Origin of the sequence: Planococcus halotolerans (genome assembly GCF_003289955.1) — a bacterium.
In the GTDB taxonomy this organism is placed as follows: domain Bacteria; phylum Bacillota; class Bacilli; order Bacillales_A; family Planococcaceae; genus Planococcus; species Planococcus halotolerans.
Genome location: NZ_QLZR01000006.1, coordinates 96,392 through 118,992 on the forward strand (window position 1 = coordinate 96,392; position 22,601 = coordinate 118,992).

A 22,601-nucleotide genomic window follows, 5' to 3' on the forward strand; every position below is an offset into this window, starting at 1 on the left:
CACAGTTGATTGGATGTACTGTCTGCTGCGAATGAAATACCGTCCATTCCATTTTTAAAATTGGTTACTATAAATTAAAAACCCCATTATTTGGGCTTACTTTCCAATTCCCACGAAATACTTTCCATTTGGGCTTAAATACTTTCCAATTCACCCAAAATACTTTCCAAAATGACCGAAATACTTTCCATTTTATATTTATAGGTGTCATCAAAAAATATGTATAATATTTCAAAATCCATTCTTCTGCAAATAAAGGCCCTCTTCAATAAAAAAGCCGCGAATATAAAATTCGCGGCCATGCAACACTTTATTTCCTTAATCAATAGAACTCTCCGGCTCTGCCCCGGTGTATACCAAAATCGCATCGCGCAAAAATTTCGCGCCGCCTTCGCATCCCTTGTCATAATAAGCGGCAAAACGCTCGTCATCGACATACATCTGCGCGAGCCCCGCATGCGCCTCTTTGCTGTAAGTTGGCCAGGTGAACGACAGCCACTCCTTATGGAGATCAGCCGTTTTCTGAGCCAATTCCGAAGAAGGATCTCCTGTTTCACATGCTTCTGCAAGCTTACTCAGCACTTCCTTCTCCAGGGTTTTGAATTCTTCGTATTTCTCTTCACTCATATTGAGCATTTTCGCGTTCGACTTATCGATCGTGGCGTCGCCGTATTTCCCGCGAACTTCTTCTCCATATTGCTGCTCGTTTTCATCGATCAGTTTCTGCTTGAACCCTTTGAATTTTTCATTGTCAGCCATTGTGCTCTTCCCTTCTGCTGCGGAAATCGTGGATTCCACATTAGTGATCAGGAGATCCAGCTGCCGGCGCCGGGCGAGGAGTTTCTCACGGTGCATCCGGAGTGCGGCCGGTCCGTCGAATGAGGGATTCGAAATGATTTTTTGGATGCTGTCCAGATCCAGTCCGAGTTCTCGGTAAAAAAGAATCTGCTGCAGCTTATCGACTTCTTTACTGCCGTATATCCGGTAGCCGGATGAATTTTTTCTGGCCGGTTCCAATAATCCGATTTCGTCGTAATAACGGAGAGTCCTTGTACTGACGCCCGCTAATTTAGCCAACTTCTGAACGGTATATTCCATCTCCTCACCTCCTGATGAGTCCACATTACACCTTTACGCTGCGTCAAGGTCAAGCATTCATATCACGTTAATTGCTGTTCTGCAAATTCACGGTAAAGATTATGGGAAGCAGTCAATTCACTGTGTTTGCCCATACCGGTCACTCGTCCCTTTTCAATAAAGATAATTTTATCCGCGTCCACAATGGTTGAAAGCCGATGGGCAATGACCAGTGTCGTACGCCCTTCCATCAATCGGCTCAATGCCTGCTGGACGATGCCTTCCGATTGGCTGTCGAGACTTGCTGTCGCTTCATCCATCATCAAGATTTTCGGGTCGCGCAGGAAAGCACGGGCAATCGAAATCCGCTGTTTTTGCCCGCCTGATAGTTTGACTCCGCGCTCACCGACCTGTGTATCCAGGCCGTCCGGAAATTCCTTGATGAAATCTTCCGCATACGCCATTCTTGCTACAGTCCATAATTGCTCATCCGGTATCGCCTCAGCGTCTGCCAAACCATACGTCAGATTGGCTCGGATCGTCCCGCCCATCATAGCCGATTCCTGTGACACATAACCGATCTGGTCACGCCATGAATTGATGGAAAGCTCCCGGATCGGCATGTCACCGATTAGAATTTCGCCTTTTTGCGGTTCATAGAAGCGCTCAAGCAAACCGAACACAGTGGTTTTTCCGCCGCCGCTCGGTCCGGCAAATGCAATCATTTCACCCGGCTGCGCTTCGAAGCTGACGTCCTGCAGCACCGGTTCACCCGTTTCATACGAAAATGTCACACCGGAAATGCGCAATGCCTTACCGGCAATATCCATTTCTTTCCCCTGCTGCCCATCTTCAAGCGGCAACTCCAGAATTCCGATAATCCGCTCCGTCGCCCCTTTCGCTTTTTGCAGTTCCGTGAAGAACATTGCAAAAGTGGTGACCGGCATGATGATCTGGAATAAATACAATAGAAACGCTACAAGCGAACCTGTCGACATCGTCCCTTCCGCTACCCGTATTCCTCCGTATCCGATGATCGTTACAATCACTGCCATCATGACAACATACATAAGCGGCGCAATGATCGCATAAATCTTTGCCTCTCTCATACCCGTCTTGAAAAGCTGATGAATGCCATTCAAGCCTTTACGCTCTTCCACCATTTCAGCAGTGGAAGATTTCATCAAGCGGATTTCACTGATCGTCTGCTGGACGTGGCCAGAGAATTCGGCGGTCTCATCCTGCAACGTACGCGAAATCTTTGCCATGCGCCGGCCAAGAGGAAACATGATCAATACAGTGACAGGCACAGCAAGCAGCATGATCAAAGTCATTTTCCAGTCGAGAATCAGCAGAATCGTTACAGCACCGACAATGGAAACGATGCCTGTAATGAAGTTCGGGAAATGGTCTGTAATGAGGTTTCGTACAACTCCCGTATCACTGACCACCCGGCTGACAGTTTCACCACTCGAATGCTGGTCAAAATAAACGACGCGCAACCGGATCAGGCGTATCCACATTTTATCGCGCAATCCGGCCACAATACGCTGCCCGACTTTGCTGAGCAGGTAAATGGAAATACCATTGATGATTGCTTGCAGGATAAACGCAACGGCGATGCCGATGATTAACGGCATGCTCAATGACTCCACTGAAAAACCGTCCACCAGATTTCTGGTCAGCAGCGGCACGACCAACCCGATAAGAGTCGTGATCAAACTGGCCAGCAGCCCAAGAATCAAAGCCGCCTTCGGAATTTTCAATGACAAGATTAAAGAGACGAATGGTTTTAACCCACTTTCCCCCTGCTTGTTCTCCATGTTTTCAAACTCCTGTCGTGATCAATCTATTGCCATTTGGCGTAGATGCATGTATCCGTCAGCCTTTTTCCATCCACTGATAATTCGTCGTTATGTAAAACACCTTCCAGCACATACCCCAATTTTTCCGGAACAGCGCGGCTCTTGAGATTCTCCGCGTCACAAAGAATTTCGACGCGGCGGCAGCCGAAACTGGTCAAAGCCAGATCAGTCAAAGTACTCACCGCTTCCAGCATATAACCTTTGCCGCTATGTACCGTATTGATCCAATAGCCGATTTCCATTTTCGGCATATCCCATTCAATATTATGGAACCCAGTCGAACCAATAAATTCATCTGTTTCTTTATCAAAAATCAAATAGCGGAGATTCTCACGTTTCAAGAAAAGGATGTGCGCTTCCATCGCGTTGACTTCTGTGTCAGTCGGAGAAGGATTTTCCAATACAAAACCGAGCCACGGCTTCAATTCGTCCATGGAAGCTTTGATAGCTGCATTAATCACTTTTCCATCGCCCGGCTTTGGCATGCGCAGTTTCAGCCGTTCTGTAAATAATTCCTCCGGAACTTCCGGTATTTCAACTTTTTTCTCCATAATTACTCCATCCCCCTATTTAACTGCTGTTATTTTACGGTCTTTCGGCAATCCAAGGCCGACTAACCCAAGAAGCGGCAGAAACGACACAACCACCATCGTTTCATAAACACCGATTGAATCCATCAGGATGCCGATTACTACGCCTCCGATCGCACCCATGCCGAACGCCAGGCCAACCGTCAGCCCTGCCATCGTCCCTATTTTGCTCGGCACCAATTCCTGTGCATAAACGACGGTCACTGAAAAGCTCAGCATAATGAAGAAACCGATCAGGCCAAGCAGCAGCAGAACCGCGAACAGCGGCATATACGGCAGTATCAAAGCGAGTGGAATTGGCACAACGAGCGATAGCACGATGACATTTTTCCGCCCGATTTTATCTGCCAGCGGACCGCCAAAGAACGTGCCGGCCGCCCCCACGCCAAGAAACAGGAATATGTATAATTGGCCTTGCTGTATCGTTAGACCGTAAGCTTCCATGAGGTGGAAAATATAGAAGCTTGTGATATTCGTAACGTAAAACGAACGCGCAAAAATAATGATCAGCAATAAAGTCAAAGCGACGCCTACCTGTTTACGTGTCATTTCCGGCAACGACGATAAAAGCACTTTCTTTACTTTCTGCAGCTTTTCCTGTTCCAGCTGCTCTTTGTACCAGCGCGAAATTTTCGACAGGATAAAAATGCCGAGCGCCGCAACGAATAAAAACAATGCTGCTCCCGTTTGGCCGAGCGGAACAAGTATAAACGCACTGATCAACGGTGCCAGCGCCTGTCCGGAATTGCCGCCGACCTGATAGATGGACTGGGACAGCCCTCTTTTCGACCCTGCAGCCATATAGGAAACGCGTGAGCCTTCAGGATGAAATACTGCTGAACCAAAACCGAGAAACATCACTGATACAAGGATCATCCAATATTCCGGTGCAAAAGCGAGCCCGGCAATACCCAGAAAAGAGCTCGTCATCCCGATCGGCAAAGCATAGGGCATCGGTTTTTTATCACTGATATAACCGACTACCGGCTGCAGGACAGACGCCACTATATTTAAAGCAAAGGCGATTAAGCCAAGTTGTGTGAAGGTCAGTCCCATGTCTTCTTCCAATATCGGAAACATTGCGGGAATGACCGCTTGCAGGGAATCATTCAGCAAGTGGCATGCACCGATTGCAAACATAACCGGATAAACCGGGTTCCCTGACATAGATGTCTTTATTGCGTTCGCCATTACAGGTCCTCCAGTGAATTATTCTTATGTATTAATAAACTCAGTCCGAATGCCATGCAGCGGCTGATTTCTCTATTATAAAACAGTTTGGATGCAAAAAGACACCGGGGGACTCATTCCCCAGGTGTCTCATGCTGCTTTCAGTTGCTTCCAGTTTTCAAGCCTTTTATCCAATATGAAATTGCCGAACGGAATAAACGCCACAGCAAGGGCGCCAACAGTAAATCGGAACGGCCATCTCACTGCAAAAGTGGCATAGACGATCATTAATACATAAACGGTGAACAGCCCGCCGTGAAGCGCGCCGACTACACTGACCACTTCCGGCATGCCGAAAAAGTATTTAAGCGGCATAGCGATAAACAATAGCAGCAGCAAAGAGCCGCCTTCCACTAATCCCATAAAACGAAATTGATTCAACGCATTTTTCAAGGTCTTCTACTCCTTAATCATTCTATCCATCATTATAGAAGAGGAGCTTCCATCACTACAAGCGGACGGCATGAAAATCGCTTGAAAAAGCCCCAATGCCTGCAAACTTCCGTCACATCTTACCTGCCGTTGCATCACAGTTCCAGCATTTAGCGGAACGCTTTACCCAAGTTTCACAAATAGGACCTTTAAATAATTGCCTTCTTTGAATTTCGGATCGACCCGGAAATCCGGTGGCAGGGAATATTCTTCCACAATGGTGTATTTTTTTCCCAGATCTTTGAATGCCCGGTCAATAAACCCTTTGAACTTTTTCATCCCGAAAGAGGCGCTGTTTGTCGAAGCGACGATGATTCCCTTGTCTTCTGTAATCGCAATCGCTTCTTTCATGAGGTTCGTATAGTCTTTCGATGTACTGAACGTATATTTTTTGGAACGGGCAAAACTCGGCGGATCCAAAATCACGACATCGAATTTCAGTTCTTTGCGCTTGGCATATTTAAAGTAGTTGAAAACGTCCATGACGAGTATGTCCTGGTTTTCGTAATCGATGCCGTTGACGCTGAATTGCTCGATGGTCTTAGCATTACTTCTTTTTGCCAGGTCGACGCTGGTTGTTTTATCCGCTCCTCCGAGAGCAGCGGCGACAGAGAATGCACCGGTATAAGAAAATGTATTCAACACCGTTTTTCCTTCTGCGTATTTTTCCTTGATCGCTTTGCGGACTTCCCGCTGATCCAGGAAGATGCCGGTCATTGCTCCATCATTCATGTAAACGGCGTAATTGACTCCATTCTCCTTGACGATCAATGGGAATTCTCCGCGTTCACCCGCGACAAAATCATCATCTTCGATGTATTGCCCTTTTGTATCAAAGCGTTTTTTCTCATAAATCCCTTTGAATTCCGCCACATTTTTTAAAGCGGCCACAAATTCTTCTTTAAACGAATAAACTCCTTCGCTGTACCAGCTTACCAGGAAGTAACCATCGTAATAATCGATGATCACGCCGCCGAATCCATCGCCTTCCCCGTTGAACAGCCTGAATGCGGTTGTTTCCGGATTATTGAACATTTCAGGGCGGCGACGCAAAGCTTCAATAAGCTTCCGCTCAATGAATGCCTGGTCGATCTTTTCGCTTTCATTACTTGTCAGCACCCAGCCGACACCTTTGTTTTGGTTGCCATAATAGGCTTTTGCCACAAAGCTCCCTTTGCTGTCTGTCAGATTCAGTATCGCACCTTCTTCTTTTAACTGGTCGATGTTTTCAAGTGAATCTTTTGTAATCAGAGGATAGCCCCCAGCAATTTCCGTTTTGGCCTTGTCTTTCAATTTTATGGTGATTTCCTGTTTCATCAATTCTCATCCTATCTGTATTGGCCCATTTATCTTATAATAAGTGTATAACAAAGCCTCTCTCAATACACTTATTTCATTGGAATAACAGCTGAGGAGGAGTAACCATGAAGAAAAAGATCCACACCTATAACATTCTCCTGTCGAACGGGGAATGGCTGGAGAATATTCGGTTTGAGGGTCCGCTCGAATACCATTTCTCCGGGGTCATGGTCAGTTTGCTTCCAGTAAAGGATGCTGCCGGCAAAACGATTGTGCTGAATATGTACCATATCGTCAAAGCCGAGCTCCTGACTGTCGAAGAAATAGGACCCTGACCTACAGAAAAGCGCAAGCGCCCGTCAAGCTCTGAAAGGCATAAGACAGAACAGCAGAGTGGCGCTCTTTGCCACGGCAGCTGGGCTGGCTTATGACCCGAAGAGCTGGGCCGCTGAAGTCTGGACAAATGAAAAAGGCGTTTTGCACTGTGAATGTGCAAAACGCCTTTTTCTTTGACTGTACAGATGAAATGGCATTGCCATTATCCCTGTTCACTAATCCATTCCCACGCATCTTCCATCTGATTGATATCGAAATGCTTTGTTTTGATGGATGGCAGATAGTCACTGGTTTCGACCAGTTTCTCGACTTTCTCATCATCGCTGATCACCGCCAATTTATTGTATTGGCTCCAGCGTTTTACATCAATTTTCATTTCTTCGAGCAACGCTTTAAAAGAAGCGCCTTCAAAATGATAGAGAATCGCATAAAGGTTGAATTCCCCTTTTTCCGAAAACTTTTCCTGTATAACTTTATCGAGCTTCGTTAAATCATCTTCTGTTACATGGCCTTCGATTTCCACTGCAATTGTTTCCATATCTTTACTAGGCACTAAAGTCAGCATTTTTCCGCCCCTTCCTTAATATTATCGTATTATTCTATTCCCTATTCTCAGGCTATCAAACTGCAAGCTTAATGCTGTCTCCGTTAATATCTGCCCATAAAAAAACTGTTTCGCAGCCCTGTAGCTTCGAAACAGTTTTAAGTGTCATCTTCAGTTTTGATTTTCAGCTGATGTTACATCTTCTCCGCTGCTGAAGCGAGCGATGATTCCCGCTATGAAAATGGTTACGAGTGCCGGCAGCAGCCATCCAAGACCCTCGCTGTAAAGCGGAAGTATTGAATTATATAAATCTATGATCGACTGCAGCCATTGGGGATTTTCTACGCTGATCGAAGCTGTCAGCGTTTTCATTCCATCGACCGCTGCGATGAAAAATGTCACGATGATCGCTGCCGCGTAAACAAGACGGCGATGCTTAAATAGAGGCGACAGAAAAGCGAGTATAATCAGGACAATCGCCAGTGGATATAAGAACATCAGGACCGGAATTGAAAAAGCGATGATATTCGCAAGTCCTGCGTTTGTGACAATTAATGAAAAGACGGAAAAGATGACAACGTAAATTTTATAATTGATCATCGGCGTGAGTTTATTGAAAAATCCTGCATTCGCCACAATCAGGCCCACAGCTGTCGTCAGACAGGCAAGTGTAATGATGACGGCCAGCAATAATTGGCCGAATGTGCCGAAATAATGAGCTGACGCCCCGCTCAAGACTGGACCTCCCGTGTCAAGAAGACCCAATGTGCTTGTGCTGGTTGCGCCAAGATAGGCGATGCCCGTATAAACGACGGCCAATAAAACCGCTGCAATTACAGCGCTCTTCAGCGTGGCTGCAAGAACGCCTTTGGCCGAATTGACACCAAGTTTCCGCACTGCAGCGATAACGATAATACCAAAAACAAGTGATGCCAATGCATCCATTGTGTTATAGCCTTCAAGGAACCCTGTCAGAAATGGGCTGTCCGTGTAATTGTCCTGAGGTGCTCCAATCGTGCCCATTGGCATGAATAAAGCAGCTATCAGAAGTACAGCTAACGTCACCAAAATTGCAGGCGATAGAAACTTCCCGATTTTATTGACGATTTCTAAAGGATTTAATGATAATGACAAAGCAATAGCAAAAAAGATAATGGAGAAAACGAGCAATATGGCCGATCCCGAACTGTCAGCTGTAAACGGTGCGATACCGATTTCATAAGCTACCGCAGCTGTCCGCGGCAAAGCAAAGAAAGGGCCGATCGTTAAATACAGCAAAGACGTGAAAATCAGGCCGTACACCGGGTGCACCCTGCTTGAAAGATCGCGCAAATCATTGCTCTTTGAAAATCCAAGAGCCAAAATTCCGAGCAAAGGCAAACCTACGCCCGTAATCAGAAAGCCCGTGATGGCAATCGCCACTTCAGTTCCCGCATATTGTCCCAATTGCGCAGGAAAAATAAGGTTGCCCGCACCAAAAAATAAAGCAAACAGCATCATGCCGATTATAAGGTAAGATTTAAAGTTCAGATTTGTATCCATCCAGGTTCCTCCTGAGGACGTAAGCATTTGGATTGAACCGTTCCAGAAATTCCATGATTCGATGCATTACATTAGCCATCTTACAATAATCAAAGCAAAAAGCAACAAAAGAAAGCGGTAATTTTCAAAAAATCTGTCTTTTATTGCAGATAAGCTATGGGCGTTTTGAATAATATTGATTTCATGTAAAAAGCTGGAGAAATAAAAGCTTTTCCCCAGCTATTTTCTAATACCTTAAAGCTGCAATCGACTTGCTGACTTTTACTTTATCCAGATTATAACCCTTGCTTTTCAAATAATAGTCTACACCTTTTTTGGCCACATCAATATTGTTTTTCGGACCGATGGTAACGTGGCAAATCGGTAAAATATCCCCCAGCTCCACAGCGATAAATGGAATGATGATTCCGTGCCGAGCGCGAAACTCCACATTCACTCGGCTTTCTTTCCCTATAACAGCAGCCAGCCGGTACTCTTCTTCACTTTTAAAAGCCGGATTTTTAAAAAATGTAGCGCAGGCTGCAAGCAGAATATTGAAATATTCTTCAAAGGCAATGTCATTCCCCTGCTTTTCCTGCCTATTGAACAGTTCATAGGCATCCCGTAAAGACTCTCTCAAAAACTCCTCTTGTTCCTCTTCTTGGTAGAGAACGAATCCGTGAATGCCATTGATGGTTTTCAATATCTTTTCGCCTTTTCCGACAAGATCTTCCGCTTCAAATCCGATGTTGTACCCATCGCCTTGAGCGTAGTTATACCAAAGAGCCAGAGAATCTTTATTATGGGACAAGGAAAATACATAGACTTCCAGTCCATCTTCATCGATATCATTCAAGAATCCATTCATGCAGTCTTCAAATTTCCGAATATAATGATGCCAGGCTTCAGCACTGTCCACATCTTTCATATGGGACACGGACTTTTTCAGGACTTCCGAGAAATAAACCATTTCACTTGAGTCATTGAGAAAATCGGCTTTGCTCATCCAAATCTTCCGGCTCTCCACCATACCCATCAGGCTGGTGAGGCTGGTGTAATGGTAGAGAACCTCATTGGGACTGTTTTTATTCTGGATCCGCTTTGAAAAAGCAGTGGCAAATAGATGTTGAAGTTCAGCGGGCAACTTAGCAGTCGGCAACAATAGGAGACCCCCCTTTCCCTGAACGGAGAATGCCATGCGTTAACTGGCGCTTGCGCTTTTCTATATCTATTCCCCGTTCAAGAATCCGGAAACCGGATCACGAAGATCCATTGGAAACTGTGTAAACTTCTTCAAAAGGCTGGACGATGACAAAACCGTCTCCCTGGAATTCCATCTGGATCGATTCGCCGCTGCCCCGGCCGATAAAGGTGCGGAAGCTGACATCTGTTCGGAATTCCGGTGTCAGGTTGCCCGACCATGCCACTGTTGCATTCGGGTCGGTGATTACTGGCTGCCCCGGTTTCACTAATAACGTCAGCGGCTCGTAATGCGAGGTAATGGCGACACGCCCTTTGCCTTTCAATGTAACGTTGAATAAACCGCCAGCCATCATGCCCGCGACTTTTCGCATTAATTTTATTTCCCACTCAATTCCCGGTTCGAAAGCGAGAAGATCATTGCCGTTTACCGTAATCGTTTCGTTGTTCAATTCGAAAATCGTGATTTTCTTGCCCTGATCCGCGAGATACAAGCGACCTTGCCCATTCGCTTTCATCAAGGAAGTGCCTTCCCCCGTCAGCGCTTTTTTGAACATCGTGCCGAGGCCATGCTCCATGACGCCTTCCCGCGCGAATTTAATCTGCCCCGTGTAGGAAATCATTGATCCGGTTTTCGCCCATACCAGCCCGTCGAGATTCACTTCCAGAATTCTTTCCGTCTCCAGCTCGAAATAATCGTTTTCACGTTCGTCCTGCCGCGTCTTTTCGATAAACTCCCTGATTGTGTAATTGCTCATTCCAATTCCTCCATTCTTTTTCTTACTATACGGTTAACAGATTACAGAAGTTTCATCGCGAATAAAACCGTTCCATCGATCCCGCAATGTTTTCGCTTTTCAATTGATATAATGTAAAATAGCTTATTATGGAAAAAACACAGACTTTTAAGTACTGGGAAGAAAAGGGGGCGCACGCGCAATGAAGTTTCTGGTATTTCTTCTTCAATTCATCTTCATATATGGCTTTTTCTTTCTCGGACAATTGCTGCGTGAGCTGTTCAGTATTCCTTTGCCCGGAAGCATTATCGGCTTCATGCTCATGTTCGCCGCTTTATCGCTAAAGCTTTTTCCGCTGCGCTTTGTGGAATCCACAGCCACTCTGCTGCTGTCTTTTTTACCCCTGTATTTTATCCCCGCCACTGTCGGCGTCATCGAATATATCGATGTCTTCGCCGGCAAAGGATTTTTCCTGATCGCCGTCGTTATCATCAGCACCTTGTTGACGATGGCTGCATCCGGATTGACCAGCCAATATCTTGGCCAACGGATTGAAGCAAGGAAGGAGCAGGAATGATGGAGACTATATTGCTTGCACTATTTTTCATTGTATTCACATTTGCTGCTTATTTTTTGATGAACCTTCTATATATAAGATTCCATTATTCTTTTTTAATGCCTGCCTTGACAGCAACATTAATCATCGTACTTTTCTTATTGATGACGGACACCGCTTACGATACTTATATGATCGGCGGCCAGTGGATTGACAGCCTTCTGGGACCGGCCGTTGTCGCCCTGGCAATTCCATTATATAAACAACGGAAGCTTCTTCTCGATAATTTGGTGCCGGTTATCTCAGGCATCCTGGTCGGTGTGGTCATCGGCATGTCCACCGGGCTCGCTTTGGCAAAATTATTCGGCTTTTCACGGATCCTGCTCCTTTCCCTGCTGCCGAAATCCATTACAACTCCCGTAGCGATGGAAATTACAGAGCAATTGGGCGGCATCCCTTCCCTTGCGGCAGTGTTTGTCATGATTGCGGGATTTTCCGGCATTATCATCGGTCCAGCCTTCATGAAGATGCTGCACATCGAGACTCCAATCGGCGTCGGCATAGGGTTCGGTGCTTCGGCTCATGGCATCGGCACTGCCAAAGCTTTGGAATATGGTGCACAGGAAGCATCCGTCAGTTCGGTCGCCATGTCTCTGAGCGCCGTGTTCGGGTCATTTCTTGCTCCCGTCTTTGTATGGATCTTCTACCTCTAGTTTCAGAAAACGCTGTTTAGCGATATACTGCATATTGAGTAATGTCAACTGTCCGCTATTGGGGTATAATGGATAATAATAATCGTTTCAGAGAGGATAGATTTATTATGCCGGTTCCAACTAACCATTCAAAACCTGTCCGTATGAGCGCCAAAGAAAGTGCCTATTCCCAACTGGAACAATGGATCATTGACGGTACATTGCAGCCAGGTGAAAAGTTAACCGATATTGAATTGGCCCAAGCTCTCAATTTAAGCAGAACACCCATCCGCGAGGCGCTGCAACTGCTTGAAATGGTTGGTTTTGTGAAAATGTATCCTGGAAAAGCTACCACTGTCACCGAAGTCAATAAAGAAGACATCAAGCACTTACTGCCTCCACTTGCCGTTTTGCAGGCATTGGCTGGTGAACTTGCTGTCCCGAATATTACCGAAGAGCAAATCGAGCGACTGGAAGAAGCGAACAAGCGCTTTGCCAAAGCAATTGAAGAAAAAAACAGTTTCAATGCGCTCAAAATAGACGAAGAGTTCCACCGGATTATTATCGAAGCCGCTCAGAACCCTTACATCACCATCATGCTCAGCCGCCTGCAGTCCCATGTCAGGAGACAATTCTTCCACCATTCACTGGAACTGTCAGAAGCCTCACGCAACGAACATGATGAAATTATCCAGGCTTTCAAAGACAAAGATGTCGACCGCCTGTCTTCGCTGACAAAAAACAATTGGATTCGCTCCATCGAAGAACTGAATGCCAAATAACAACATCCCAATCAAAAAAAGCTGTTCCGAAAGCATATGCTTTCGGAACAGCTTTTCTTATATTTTCTTTTTAATTTCTTACGGCTTCGACGCTTTCACTTTTTCTGCTCGAAGCGATTAGCCCGGTAACAACAATTGTTATGATAGCCGGCAATAACCAGCCCAGCCCTTCATTGTACAACGGCAGAACCGTCCCATAGAAATCAATGACTGTTTGAAGCCATGCCGGATTTTCTACCCCAAGTGTGCCAGTCAGTGTCTTGAATCCGTCAATCACTGCGATAAAGAACGTTACAGTAATTGTCGCGATATAGACAGCACGTGCGTGATTAAATAACGGCGATGTGAAAGCCAGAAGGATCAGCACAATTGCCAAAGGATACAGGAACATCAATACAGGAATTGAATACGTAATGATGTTGGAAAGACCTGCATTTGTAACAACGAGTGAAAAAACAGCGAAAATGACGACAAATAATTTATAACTGACTTTCGGTGCCAGCTTATGGAAAAATTCCGCGTTCGCAACAATAAGCCCTACTGCTGTAGTCAAACAAGCGAGTGAAATGATGACAGCAATCAGTAAAGCACTGAAAGTGCCGAAATAATGAGCGGATGCGCCACTTAATACCGGTCCGCCAGTGTCCATCAGGCCAAGTGTACCTGTGCTCGTTGCGCCGAGAAGCGCGATTCCCGTATAGACGATAGCCAACAATGCCGCAGCTACAAGTCCGCTTTTCAGTGTAGCGGTCAGAACGCCTTTCGGTGAGTTGACACCCATTTTGCGGATAGCCGCGATGACGATGATTCCGAATACCAACGATGCCAGCGCGTCCATGGTGTTATAGCCTTCCAGGAAGCCGGTCATAAATGCATTATCGAGATAGCCTCCCTGCGGAGCTCCCGCTTCGCCCATCGGAGTGATGAACGCTGCAACCAAAAGCACTGCGAGCGTAACCAAAATGGCTGGTGACAGAAATTTACCGACACTGTCGACAATTTTAGATGGGTTCAATGAAATGAACATGGCAATGGCAAAAAAGATGATTGAGAAAATAAGCAATATCGTTCCCATTGAACCATCACTGACAAAAGGTGCAATTCCGACTTCATAAGCGACAGCACCTGTTCTTGGAAGAGCGAAAAACGGTCCGATCGTCAAGTAAAGCAAAGAAGTGAAGAGAATGCCGTAAAGCGGATGCACACGGCTTGAAAGGTCCTGAAGATCATTGCTTTTCGAATAGCCGATAGCCAGAATTCCGAGAAGCGGCAAACCAACACCTGTTATTAAAAATCCGAGAATTGCAATGCCGACTTCCGTCCCTGCATATTGACCCAATTGTGCAGGGAATATCAGGTTTCCTGCTCCAAAAAACAAAGCAAACAACATCATTCCGACAATGGCATACGACTTAAACGATAATTTACTATCCATTCTTTTTCCTCCTCGTTCTGTTTTCTATATATACTGCTATCGGTCCTTTATATATTTTCAATATAATTACCAGACCTAAAATACATTATGCGATATATTGCATAATGTAATATTACATCGTTTTATCGAAAAATCAACCGTTTTTGCCACAAATATTCTAAGAATCTGTCTATTCCGATGAAATAGGTACTAAGTAAGCATCTATGTGTAATTTTCTTGAAATAACAATAAATTAAAAAAGCTGAACAACAGGCGTTTATCCTGTCCTTCAGCTTTCCAATTTAAAGCACTGTTTATTGTTCCAATTGCGATGGATAAAGCGTCATGCCACCATCAACAAATAACGTAGCGCCAGTCACATAATCCGCTTCGGATGATGCGAGCCAGGCTGCCGCTGCTGCAATTTGTTCCGGTTCCCCGATTTTTTTCATCGGGATTTTCGCCAATGTCTTTTTCTTCGTCTCTTCATCTTGCTCATGAACCGGATTGGCCGGCGTATTGATGGTGCCTGGACCGATGACATTAATCCGGATCCCCTGTTCTGCGTATTCCAGCGCCAGCGTTTCCGTCAGCATTTTAAGACCCGCTTTTGTTACACCGTAATGCGCATTTTCCACTTTCGGAATTGTTTGGTGAACGCTTGTTATATTGATGATGCTTCCTTTTACACCGTTTTCCGACATGTAATTGATCGCTTCACGGCTCGCTATAAAAGCACCAGTGAGGTTGACATCCAACACACGCTGCCAGTTCTCGAGTGTCAACTCTTCAGAAGGAGCACTTTCACTGAAACCGGCATTGTTGACCAAAACATCCAGTGAACCGAATTCGTTTACCGCCGTTTCCATCAATGTCCGAATGCCTTCTTCCTTTGATACATCCGCTTGAACGGTTATGGCTTTTCCGCCATTCGCTTCAATTGCCGCCTTCGTATCTTCCGCACCGCTTGGATCCGTTAAATAGTCGACAACCACATTCATTCCTTCTTTTCCGAAACGCTCAGCAATTCCTTTGCCGATTCCTTTTGAAGATCCCGTGACAATTGCCGTTTTTTCTGCTAAATCTTGATACATACGACCACTCCTTTTGATTGATGAACTCAAAGACAGGAGGCTGCAACTGATTCATTGTCCTTAATTGCCATAAATCATCAGCGATATCAATTTAGCAGCTGCCTGCCATCCGAACGATAATCCAAAACTGATCAGCGCTAAACCTGCAGCAATGGAGAACCACTTCATAAAGCGTTCTCCAGCAAACCCTCTGCCAAAATGGACAGATCCTGCTATAACAAGATCCCAAATCGCAATTCCGATAAAAATAGCGCTGCTGTAAAAGAGGATTTTGCCTCCACTTACTGACTGCAAAGTTGTAGCGAGCACTGAACCGTAAATACTGATCCAGAAAATAATATTGAGAGGATTTGATATTGCGATTGCAAATCCCGCCAGATAAGCTTTAGCAAGCGAATCAGACCGTCTTTCTCTTCCCGAACCCAGTTCTATTTTGCGGAAAGCTTCCCTTATACTGCCGATTCCCAAATAAACCAGTACCACAAAACCGCAGAGCCAGATTGTTATTTGCGCAGCTGGCCCAGTCAGCAGGTTAGCGACGCCAAAATAAATCAACAGCATTAACACCACGTCCGCTGACATTCCGCCCACGCCGACTAGCCATGCGTGCCAAAATCCGTTGAGCAGCCCTCTTTTGATCATTTCAACCGTAATCGCGCCAACCGGAACGGAAAGAGAAAATCCAAGTAAAATATAACTCATTAGGTCACTGGCCATAGGGAACCTCCCTCATCAACCGGCTTCTGATGTTGCTACCTACATACCCGTTTCCGCCGGTCAATATCACAAAATGTGCCAGTTTTTCTTATTACTTTTCATTGGTTTAATACCTGACAAAAAAACCCTGTTATGCAACGAAAATCCGTTCCATAACAAGGTTCAAAAACTTATTTGCCGATATCTCTTTTATTGTATCCGACGAATCCAATTACAATCAGCAGGATCGCGACTGCTGTCAGTACTGTCGCCTGCAGCCAATCGAATTGTTCCAGCGGGATAGCTGAGACATAGCCGAAAGGCGTTGTTTTCTCCCCCCATTCCGGCAATTGAAATAAACTGCCGAGATAAATGACAAAGAAAGAAAAACTGAGATACAGCCAGATAAAGCCGGTTAATCTTGGCAGCCAGCCAATCAGCAGCACCGTCACACCAATCATTGCCCATACTGCCGGCAAATAGGCGAGTGCCGCCTGGTAAGCCATACCTACATCAAATCCTTCATCCATTACAGCGTCCGCCACTGTTCCGAGACCGAGACCGGCCAGCGAAATCATCACAAAACTGGCAATCAGAGAAATCAGCAAATAACTGCCGAGCAGGCGATTTCTTGAAACCGCTCGGCCCAAAACATGCTCGATACGGTCGTTCTTCTCTTCGCCTCTTACCTTCAATATGGCCATAAGCACCGGTATTGTGGCTATGATGGTCATCACTGCCATCAATGTCGGAACAAATTGTTCAACGAGCGAAAACCCTTCCATCGGTACAAGCAGATCCTGCATGAGGTCGACATCTGCAAAGAAGGATTCCATATCGCCCATTACCGATCCATAGGAAGCACCCAGCACATACATCGAGATTGCCCACGCAATAAATCCTGTCCGCTGCAGCCGGAATGCAAGCCCAAAGGGACTCAACAATAGGGGAGAAGCATGGATTTTCCCAGCTCTCGCCGGCAGAAAACCGGCGCCAAGATCCCGGATCGAATTCAAGTACATCGCCAATCCGCCGAGTATGATGGCAGCACCCACCGTCATCAATACAGGCCACCAAATATTATTGACGTAAACTTCCGAACGGACGATCCACCCGAGCGGCGACAGCCAAGCGACGGCTTCACTCCCCACATCGCCGATTGCCCGCACAATATAGGCCAGCAACAGAAGACCAATGGATAAGCCCATAGCACTTCTTGCATTATGCGAAAGTTGGGCGCAAACAGCCGTAAGTGAAGCAAAAATCATCCCGGTTGCCCCAAGCGCAGCTCCATAAAGAAGCGAGCCTTCCAGCTCCATGCTTTCGATATTTAGGGCATAAAGACCGACGCCGGTAAGAATCGCCAGCACGATATTCACCAAAAACAGCACCAGTAACGTGGCAGCTACATTGGACAGCCGCCCGACCGGCAAAGACCTCACCATTTCGATGCGCCCTTCTTCTTCATCTGTGCGGGTGTGGCGAATCACCAGTAAAACACTCATCAACCCGACGACCACCGCGGTCATCAGAAGCATCTGATGCGCCATCATTGCCCCGCTTGTATAATTGGCGAGCCCGTATCCCGGGCCGACCATCGCCGTCATCGCAGGATTTTCCATTGTCGATGCTATAGCTTGCCGTTCCTGCGCATTTTCATATAGCCGAATAAATGCCACCGCTGTAGCCACTGTCGCAAAGACAAAGCTCAGGATCCATATCGGAATCCGAATTCGGTCGCGGCGCAGGATAAAACGGCTCAAGCTGCCGGTCCCACTGAATAACTGATTGGTCATTACAATGCGCCTCCTGTTCCAATCCCTTCATAATGGCGCATGAACAGTTCTTCCAAAGTCGGCGGCGCACTTTCCATGCGGATGATGCCAAATCCGCTGACGTACCGGACCACATGGTCGAGTTCTTCCTGATCCACTTGAAATGACAATGCGCCATCTCTCTGTTCGATTCCCTGTACACCTTTGACCTCAGCCAAATTTGGCATCGGCTCTTTTGTTTCCACCAGCAGCATCGTCCCCGTCAAGTGCCGAAGTTCTTTCAATGTACCCTTTTCTATAATTTTGCCTTGACGGATGATTGCCACTTTATCGCAAAGCTGTTCAACTTCCGACAGGATATGGCTCGACAGCAAGATGCTTTTGCCTTCCGCTTTCGCTTCCCGGACACATTCCTGGAATACGCGTTCCATCAAAGGATCGAGTCCCGAAGTCGGCTCATCCAGAATGTAAAGATTGGCATCTGAAGATAGCGCCGCAACAAGAGCCACTTTTTGGCGATTCCCTTTTGAATAGGTGCGGCATTTTTTGCTTGGGTCCAGATCGAATCTCCGGATCAGCTCTTCACGCCGTGATTTATTGTTGCCGCCCCGCAGTTTGATGAATAAATCGATGACTTCCCCTCCAGTCAGGTTCGGCCATAAATTGACGTCTCCCGGTACATAAGCGACCCGTTTGTGAATATCGACCGCATCTTTCCAGACATCTTTACCGAAAATCGTCGCTTGCCCTTCCGTAGCCTTCAGGATTCCGAGCAATACACGAATGGCCGTCGACTTCCCAGCACCGTTCGGGCCGATAAATCCATAGACTTCCCCTTTGCCCACTTCGATATCCACGCCATCAAGCGCCGCAAAATCACCGAATTTTTTCGTTAAACCTGTCGTTTTAAGAATAGTCATCGATCCCGCTCCCCTTTTTATAGAAACTTTTCTTCAAAATTTCCAGGTATTCGTAAAATTCCTCCCAATACGGATTAAAATCAATCGACGTCATGCTTTGTCCCTGCAACTTGTGCAAAAGTTCATTCTGATAGCCTTCAATCGACCAGCGAATCAGCTTAAATGCTTTTTGCACATCAACATCATCGCGGAACAGCGATAAATCCACATTTTCATAAATCATTGCATTCCCTGTCTTCTGCATAGCTTCGTATTTTTTCTGTATATGCGGGGCTAGTTTAAAGTCCGCCGTCAGCATAAATGTGCCCAGGAAGTTGAATACATTTTTATTTTCCGTTTGTGCTTCAAACTTAACTTGCGATGTATGTTTTAAACGTTCGATAAAATCCGCTTCCGTCATATCGATCCGGGAAAAGTATTTCTCTACCACAAAATCGAGGCTGTATTCCGCCAAAAATTCGTATAAATCTTTTTTGCTTTTAAAATAATAAAACAGCATTCCCTTGCCGATGCCTGCTTCTTTTACAATCCGGTTTGTCGAAGCTTTTTCGTAGCCGTGCTCCGCAAATTCCATTAACGCCGCATCCAATATTTTCTGCTGCTTCTCTTCATCGAGGCCTTTGAATTTTTCCATTTATTATTTCCGCCTCCTCATTAGACCACTCCGGTCGATTCCATTATAAGCCTGTCGACCAGGGTGGTCAATATTAATTTACAGAAAATAATGAAATCTTATAGACAGCAGAAAAACTATGTTCATGCTCTAGAATAACGGTCAGCGGCTCGAAGATTTATACTTATGCCCAACTTTGGTTGAGATACGCCCAACTTCAGACAGAATATGCCCGACTTTCCCTAAAATATGCCCAACTCAGCAAACCAGTCGCAAAAAGAGGAATCGCGACGGCTCCTCTTTGGCGAATTTTTGTTTACTCCCAACTCTGGTCGAAATACTCCCAACTTCCCCCGATTTATTCCCAACTCGTCAATTCTCAGCCAATATTACTTTCGCTTCCCCTTCCGTCCTCCTCCTTAAAGCTCTATACTTATAAAATAATCAGATTAATCAAGAAACAGGAGGGTGTTCATGGATTATTCTTTTTCTCCGCTCGGTGACCAGGCAATCGTCATTGAAGTCGGTACCGCAATAAATGAACATACGCAAAAAGAGATACTTGCGATATCTTCATTTCTCGAAGCGAATAGCCCACAATGGATGACTGAGTATATCCCGGCATTTACTACAATATCCGTAGTCTACAATCCTCTTCTCATCAATTTCGAGGACGTGAAAAAAGAATTGGCCGCTCTGCTGGAAGGAGCTTCCCAAATCACGCCTTCACCGCCCCGCACAGTCGAGATCCCTGTTTGCTACGGCGGTGACCATGGACCTGACCTTGAATTTGTGGCGCAGCACAATGGCTTGAGCACGGAAGAAGTGATAGCGATTCATACTGGAACAAGCTATACCGTCCACATGATCGGCTTTGCGCCGGGATTTCCATATCTCGGCGGCATGTCCGAAAAAATCGCAGCACCGCGCAGACAATCTCCGCGCGTCAGCATTCCCGAGCGAAGTGTCGGAATCGCTGGGAACCAGACCGGCGTCTATCCAATTTCCACACCAGGCGGCTGGCAATTGATCGGCCGCACGCCGACCCGGCTGTTTTTGCCGAAAAAAGAAATTCCGAGCCTGCTGCGGGCGGGAGATACTATTGTTTTTCGCCGAATTACAGCTGAGGAATATCAAACTTTGGAGGAAAAAGAAAATGCTGACCATACGTAAAAGCGGTATGCAGACAACCGTACAGGATCTTGGGCGAACAGGCTTCCAACAATATGGTGTTGTGGCATCCGGTGCGATGGATCCCTATGCACTGCGCATGGCCAACCTGCTCGTTGGCAATGAAGAAAACGCGGCGGCACTGGAAATAACTTTAATGGGACCCTCTATTCATTTTGTTGAAGACCACGTCATCTCGATTTGCGGAGGCAATCTCACTCCCCAATTGGACAGCAAAGTTGTGGGATGCTGGCGGGCGATTCCTGTAGCAAAAGGACAAGCACTGACGTTTGGTAAGCCTCGAACCGGCAGCCGTTGCTACGTGGCGGTTGCAGGCGGAATTGATGTTCCGGCAGTGATGGGAAGCCGCTCCACATACACACGTGCAGAGCTTGGCGGATATCAGGGACGCGCTTTGGAATCCGGCGACCAACTGGCAATCGGCGAAGCAAGCGCCGTTCAGAAATCAGCAGCTCAAAATGGGTCCTGGTTTGTACCTTCACCCTCCTATTCTTCCAACCCGGTGATCCGGATAACGAAAGGCCGCCAGTTCGAATTGTTTTCCGAACAGAGCCGAAAACACTTTTTATCAGAAACTTTTTCTGTAAATTCCCAATCGGACCGCATGGGCTACCGTCTCGACGGACCTCGCTTGGCACTTGCAGAAGCACAGGAAATGACATCTGAGGCCGTGGTCTTCGGTTCCATCCAGGTGCCGGTGGATGGCAATCCAATTATTTTGATGGCCGACCGCCAGACAGCCGGAGGCTATCCGAAAATCGCTGAAGTCGTCACCGTTGATCTGCCGCTCATCAGCCAGTTGAAACCTGGAGACCGTCTGCGGTTCAAAGAAGTCAGCGTCGAAGAAGCACAGCATCTGCTAAAGCTTCAGGAAAAAAAGATAAATCGTTTGAAACGGGCAATAAAATATAAAAGGGAGGAAACGTGATGACTTATAAAGTTGATTTGAATTGTGATATGGGAGAGAGTTTCGGCGTTTATAAACTTGGCCGGGATGAAGAAATCCTTGATTATGTAAGTTCGGCCAACATCGCCTGCGGTTTTCACGCTGGGGATCCGGCTACGATGCACCAAACTGTTCGGCTGGCGCTCGAAAAAGATGTAGCCATCGGCGCGCACCCAGGCTTTCAGGACCTGCCGGGCTTTGGCCGCCGCAATCTCCACCTGTCTGCCCAGGAAATCTATGACATCGTCGTTTACCAGATTGGTGCCCTGTCGGCTTTTGTCAATGCGGAAGGCGGCATTCTGCAACACGTCAAAGCCCATGGCGCTCTATATAATATGGCCGCGAGAGATGCTGTTTATGCCGAAGCTATTGCAGAAGCAGTCTATGACGTAAATCCTGCATTGATCCTATACGGGCTTGCCGGCAGTGAACTGATCACAGCAGGCAATGAAATCGGTCTGCGAACGGCTAACGAAGTATTCTCCGACCGCACTTATCAGAAAGATGGCTCTCTTACACCCCGCTCCGAAGCCAACGCCTTGATCACCGATTCCAGTGAAGCGATTGCGCGTGTTGTGCGGATGGTGCGCGAAGGCAAAGTGATGACTCTCGAGGGAATTGATGCCGAATTGAAAGCCGATACCATTTGCATTCACGGAGATGGCCTGGATGCTTTGGCGTTTGCTGAAAAAATTTCGGCATCCTTGCTGAAAGCCGGCATCACACCGACGAAGGTTTCGGAAATTGTATAAGCGAACGTTTTCAACGTACTTAAAATATGATCTAAAGCAGGTGAACCAAGTTTGAAAAAGATAGCCGCCAGACACCAAAGCGCCCAATTATTCATGATGATTGTCTCTTTGATCGGCTGGTCCCTAGCCCTCTATTCTTTGCTGCAATTGCCAGCTATTGAAAAACCTTTTGAACTATTACTCCTTCTTTCTTTTATCTTTATATGTGAACATTACCCGATGCCCTTCAGAAAAGGGAATTCTTCTCTCGCCTTTCCCATCATATTTCTGACTTATCTTATTTATGGGATCGAAATTACCATCATCCTTTATTTTATCGGAGTTCTACTGACGACTTGG

The 22,601-nt window shown here is 46.3% G+C and carries 23 protein-coding genes; 7 read left to right on the forward strand and 16 right to left on the reverse strand.

Translation table 11 applies throughout. The annotated features are described in order from the left end of the window. Positions 1-318: 318 nt before the first annotated feature. The 6 genes from DP120_RS13940 to DP120_RS13965 form a co-directional block, all read right to left on the reverse strand. On the reverse strand, positions 319-1,098 hold the full coding sequence (locus DP120_RS13940) for a MerR family transcriptional regulator (RefSeq protein ID WP_112224281.1): 780 nt from the start codon (positions 1,096-1,098) through the stop codon (positions 319-321). Positions 1,099-1,160: 62 nt separating this feature from the next. Further along, positions 1,161-2,900, reverse strand: coding sequence for an ABC transporter ATP-binding protein (locus DP120_RS13945; RefSeq protein WP_112224282.1), 1,740 nt, complete (start codon positions 2,898-2,900; stop codon positions 1,161-1,163). A gap of 26 nt (positions 2,901-2,926) precedes the next feature. After that, the gene (locus DP120_RS13950; protein ID WP_112224283.1) at positions 2,927-3,493 is read right to left on the reverse strand and encodes a GNAT family N-acetyltransferase; all 567 of its coding nucleotides are present in this window, start codon (positions 3,491-3,493) and stop codon (positions 2,927-2,929) included. 15 nt (positions 3,494-3,508) lie between these two features. Then, positions 3,509-4,723, reverse strand: a complete 1,215-nt coding sequence (locus tag DP120_RS13955) for an MFS transporter (protein ID WP_112224284.1) — start codon at positions 4,721-4,723, stop codon at positions 3,509-3,511. Between the two features lie 129 nt (positions 4,724-4,852). Beyond that, positions 4,853-5,155 (reverse strand): DUF3817 domain-containing protein, encoded by a 303-nt coding sequence (locus DP120_RS13960; RefSeq protein ID WP_276310405.1) that lies wholly within the window; start codon positions 5,153-5,155, stop codon positions 4,853-4,855. 162 nt (positions 5,156-5,317) lie between these two features. Further along, positions 5,318-6,511: a class I SAM-dependent rRNA methyltransferase gene (locus DP120_RS13965; protein ID WP_112224285.1), complete on the reverse strand. Its 1,194-nt coding sequence runs from the start codon at positions 6,509-6,511 to the stop codon at positions 5,318-5,320. 107 nt (positions 6,512-6,618) lie between these two features. Between DP120_RS13965 and DP120_RS13970 the strand changes: the two genes are divergently transcribed. Continuing rightward, positions 6,619-6,828, forward strand: a complete 210-nt coding sequence (locus tag DP120_RS13970; protein WP_112224286.1) for a hypothetical protein — start codon at positions 6,619-6,621, stop codon at positions 6,826-6,828. A 203-nt stretch (positions 6,829-7,031) separates the two neighbouring features. Here the strand turns inward: DP120_RS13970 and DP120_RS13975 are convergent, their stop codons facing one another. From DP120_RS13975 to DP120_RS13990, 4 genes are all read right to left on the reverse strand, one after another. After that, entirely contained in the window at positions 7,032-7,394 is a 363-nt protein-coding gene (locus DP120_RS13975) for a SpoIIAA family protein (RefSeq protein WP_112224287.1), read from the reverse strand. 150 nt (positions 7,395-7,544) lie between these two features. Further along, the gene (gene brnQ / locus DP120_RS13980) at positions 7,545-8,915 is read right to left on the reverse strand and encodes a branched-chain amino acid transport system II carrier protein (RefSeq protein WP_112224288.1); all 1,371 of its coding nucleotides are present in this window, start codon (positions 8,913-8,915) and stop codon (positions 7,545-7,547) included. A 226-nt stretch (positions 8,916-9,141) separates the two neighbouring features. Further along, complete coding sequence (locus DP120_RS13985) at positions 9,142-10,056, reverse strand: DUF2971 domain-containing protein (RefSeq protein WP_165843810.1); 915 nt, start codon at positions 10,054-10,056, stop codon at positions 9,142-9,144. A gap of 97 nt (positions 10,057-10,153) precedes the next feature. Further along, positions 10,154-10,852: an AIM24 family protein gene (locus DP120_RS13990; protein WP_112224290.1), complete on the reverse strand. Its 699-nt coding sequence runs from the start codon at positions 10,850-10,852 to the stop codon at positions 10,154-10,156. A gap of 181 nt (positions 10,853-11,033) precedes the next feature. On the opposite strand from DP120_RS13990, the gene DP120_RS13995 reads away from it, so the two are divergent. The 3 genes from DP120_RS13995 (at position 11,034) to DP120_RS14005 (ending at position 12,861) form a co-directional block, all read left to right on the forward strand. Continuing rightward, positions 11,034-11,408 carry a CidA/LrgA family protein gene (locus DP120_RS13995; protein WP_112224291.1) on the forward strand — a complete coding sequence of 125 codons (375 nt, stop codon included), beginning with the start codon at positions 11,034-11,036 and terminating at the stop codon, positions 11,406-11,408. Then, positions 11,408-12,100 carry an LrgB family protein gene (locus DP120_RS14000; protein ID WP_112224384.1) on the forward strand — a complete coding sequence of 231 codons (693 nt, stop codon included), beginning with the start codon at positions 11,408-11,410 and terminating at the stop codon, positions 12,098-12,100. The genes DP120_RS13995 and DP120_RS14000 overlap by 1 nt, the downstream gene beginning before the upstream one ends. Positions 12,101-12,207: 107 nt before the next feature. Further along, positions 12,208-12,861, forward strand: coding sequence for a GntR family transcriptional regulator (locus DP120_RS14005; protein ID WP_112224292.1), 654 nt, complete (start codon positions 12,208-12,210; stop codon positions 12,859-12,861). Positions 12,862-12,931: 70 nt separating this feature from the next. Here DP120_RS14005 and brnQ (DP120_RS14010) read toward each other — a convergent pair whose 3' ends face one another. The 6 genes from brnQ (DP120_RS14010) to DP120_RS14035 form a co-directional block, all read right to left on the reverse strand. After that, positions 12,932-14,296, reverse strand: coding sequence for a branched-chain amino acid transport system II carrier protein (gene brnQ / locus DP120_RS14010; protein WP_112224293.1), 1,365 nt, complete (start codon positions 14,294-14,296; stop codon positions 12,932-12,934). A 293-nt stretch (positions 14,297-14,589) separates the two neighbouring features. Next, positions 14,590-15,369: a glucose 1-dehydrogenase gene (locus tag DP120_RS14015; RefSeq protein WP_112224294.1), complete on the reverse strand. Its 780-nt coding sequence runs from the start codon at positions 15,367-15,369 to the stop codon at positions 14,590-14,592. Between the two features lie 60 nt (positions 15,370-15,429). Then, positions 15,430-16,086, reverse strand: a complete 657-nt coding sequence (locus DP120_RS14020) for a LysE family translocator (RefSeq protein WP_112224295.1) — start codon at positions 16,084-16,086, stop codon at positions 15,430-15,432. A gap of 170 nt (positions 16,087-16,256) precedes the next feature. Further along, entirely contained in the window at positions 16,257-17,861 is a 1,605-nt protein-coding gene (locus DP120_RS14025; protein ID WP_112224296.1) for an ABC transporter permease, read from the reverse strand. Then, positions 17,861-18,760 carry an ABC transporter ATP-binding protein gene (locus DP120_RS14030; RefSeq protein WP_112224297.1) on the reverse strand — a complete coding sequence of 300 codons (900 nt, stop codon included), beginning with the start codon at positions 18,758-18,760 and terminating at the stop codon, positions 17,861-17,863. The genes DP120_RS14025 and DP120_RS14030 overlap by 1 nt, the downstream gene beginning before the upstream one ends. Continuing rightward, entirely contained in the window at positions 18,747-19,394 is a 648-nt protein-coding gene (locus tag DP120_RS14035; RefSeq protein ID WP_112224298.1) for a TetR/AcrR family transcriptional regulator, read from the reverse strand. The genes DP120_RS14030 and DP120_RS14035 overlap by 14 nt, the downstream gene beginning before the upstream one ends. Positions 19,395-19,847: 453 nt before the next feature. Between DP120_RS14035 and pxpB the strand changes: the two genes are divergently transcribed. The 3 genes from pxpB to DP120_RS14050 are packed head-to-tail and all read left to right on the forward strand — an operon-like array spanning position 19,848 to position 22,262. Next, entirely contained in the window at positions 19,848-20,546 is a 699-nt protein-coding gene (pxpB, locus tag DP120_RS14040; protein ID WP_112224299.1) for a 5-oxoprolinase subunit PxpB, read from the forward strand. Beyond that, entirely contained in the window at positions 20,530-21,492 is a 963-nt protein-coding gene (locus DP120_RS14045; protein ID WP_112224300.1) for a 5-oxoprolinase subunit C family protein, read from the forward strand. The genes pxpB and DP120_RS14045 overlap by 17 nt, the downstream gene beginning before the upstream one ends. Continuing rightward, on the forward strand, positions 21,492-22,262 hold the full coding sequence (locus DP120_RS14050) for a LamB/YcsF family protein (protein WP_112224301.1): 771 nt from the start codon (positions 21,492-21,494) through the stop codon (positions 22,260-22,262). The genes DP120_RS14045 and DP120_RS14050 overlap by 1 nt, the downstream gene beginning before the upstream one ends. Positions 22,263-22,601: the final 339 nt, after the last annotated feature.

What these genes read in the sequence shown, in the direction of transcription:
- DP120_RS13940 (WP_112224281.1), bottom strand. Translation starts at nt 1,098, where the DNA reads ATGGAATATACCGTTCAGAAGTTGGCTAAATTAGCGGGCGTCAGTACA.
- DP120_RS13945 (WP_112224282.1), bottom strand. Translation starts at nt 2,900, where the DNA reads ATGGAGAACAAGCAGGGGGAAAGTGGGTTAAAACCATTCGTCTCTTTA.
- DP120_RS13950 (WP_112224283.1), bottom strand. Translation starts at nt 3,493, where the DNA reads ATGGAGAAAAAAGTTGAAATACCGGAAGTTCCGGAGGAATTATTTACA.
- DP120_RS13955 (WP_112224284.1), bottom strand. Translation starts at nt 4,723, where the DNA reads ATGGCGAACGCAATAAAGACATCTATGTCAGGGAACCCGGTTTATCCG.
- DP120_RS13965 (WP_112224285.1), bottom strand. Translation starts at nt 6,511, where the DNA reads ATGAAACAGGAAATCACCATAAAATTGAAAGACAAGGCCAAAACGGAA.
- DP120_RS13970 (WP_112224286.1), top strand. Translation starts at nt 6,619, where the DNA reads ATGAAGAAAAAGATCCACACCTATAACATTCTCCTGTCGAACGGGGAA.
- DP120_RS13975 (WP_112224287.1), bottom strand. Translation starts at nt 7,394, where the DNA reads ATGCTGACTTTAGTGCCTAGTAAAGATATGGAAACAATTGCAGTGGAA.
- brnQ (WP_112224288.1), bottom strand. Translation starts at nt 8,915, where the DNA reads ATGGATACAAATCTGAACTTTAAATCTTACCTTATAATCGGCATGATG.
- DP120_RS13990 (WP_112224290.1), bottom strand. Translation starts at nt 10,852, where the DNA reads ATGAGCAATTACACAATCAGGGAGTTTATCGAAAAGACGCGGCAGGAC.
- DP120_RS13995 (WP_112224291.1), top strand. Translation starts at nt 11,034, where the DNA reads ATGAAGTTTCTGGTATTTCTTCTTCAATTCATCTTCATATATGGCTTT.
- DP120_RS14000 (WP_112224384.1), top strand. Translation starts at nt 11,408, where the DNA reads ATGGAGACTATATTGCTTGCACTATTTTTCATTGTATTCACATTTGCT.
- DP120_RS14005 (WP_112224292.1), top strand. Translation starts at nt 12,208, where the DNA reads ATGCCGGTTCCAACTAACCATTCAAAACCTGTCCGTATGAGCGCCAAA.
- brnQ (WP_112224293.1), bottom strand. Translation starts at nt 14,296, where the DNA reads ATGGATAGTAAATTATCGTTTAAGTCGTATGCCATTGTCGGAATGATG.
- DP120_RS14015 (WP_112224294.1), bottom strand. Translation starts at nt 15,369, where the DNA reads ATGTATCAAGATTTAGCAGAAAAAACGGCAATTGTCACGGGATCTTCA.
- DP120_RS14020 (WP_112224295.1), bottom strand. Translation starts at nt 16,086, where the DNA reads ATGGCCAGTGACCTAATGAGTTATATTTTACTTGGATTTTCTCTTTCC.
- DP120_RS14025 (WP_112224296.1), bottom strand. Translation starts at nt 17,861, where the DNA reads ATGACCAATCAGTTATTCAGTGGGACCGGCAGCTTGAGCCGTTTTATC.
- DP120_RS14030 (WP_112224297.1), bottom strand. Translation starts at nt 18,760, where the DNA reads ATGACTATTCTTAAAACGACAGGTTTAACGAAAAAATTCGGTGATTTT.
- DP120_RS14035 (WP_112224298.1), bottom strand. Translation starts at nt 19,394, where the DNA reads ATGGAAAAATTCAAAGGCCTCGATGAAGAGAAGCAGCAGAAAATATTG.
- pxpB (WP_112224299.1), top strand. Translation starts at nt 19,848, where the DNA reads ATGGATTATTCTTTTTCTCCGCTCGGTGACCAGGCAATCGTCATTGAA.
- DP120_RS14045 (WP_112224300.1), top strand. Translation starts at nt 20,530, where the DNA reads ATGCTGACCATACGTAAAAGCGGTATGCAGACAACCGTACAGGATCTT.
- DP120_RS14050 (WP_112224301.1), top strand. Translation starts at nt 21,492, where the DNA reads ATGACTTATAAAGTTGATTTGAATTGTGATATGGGAGAGAGTTTCGGC.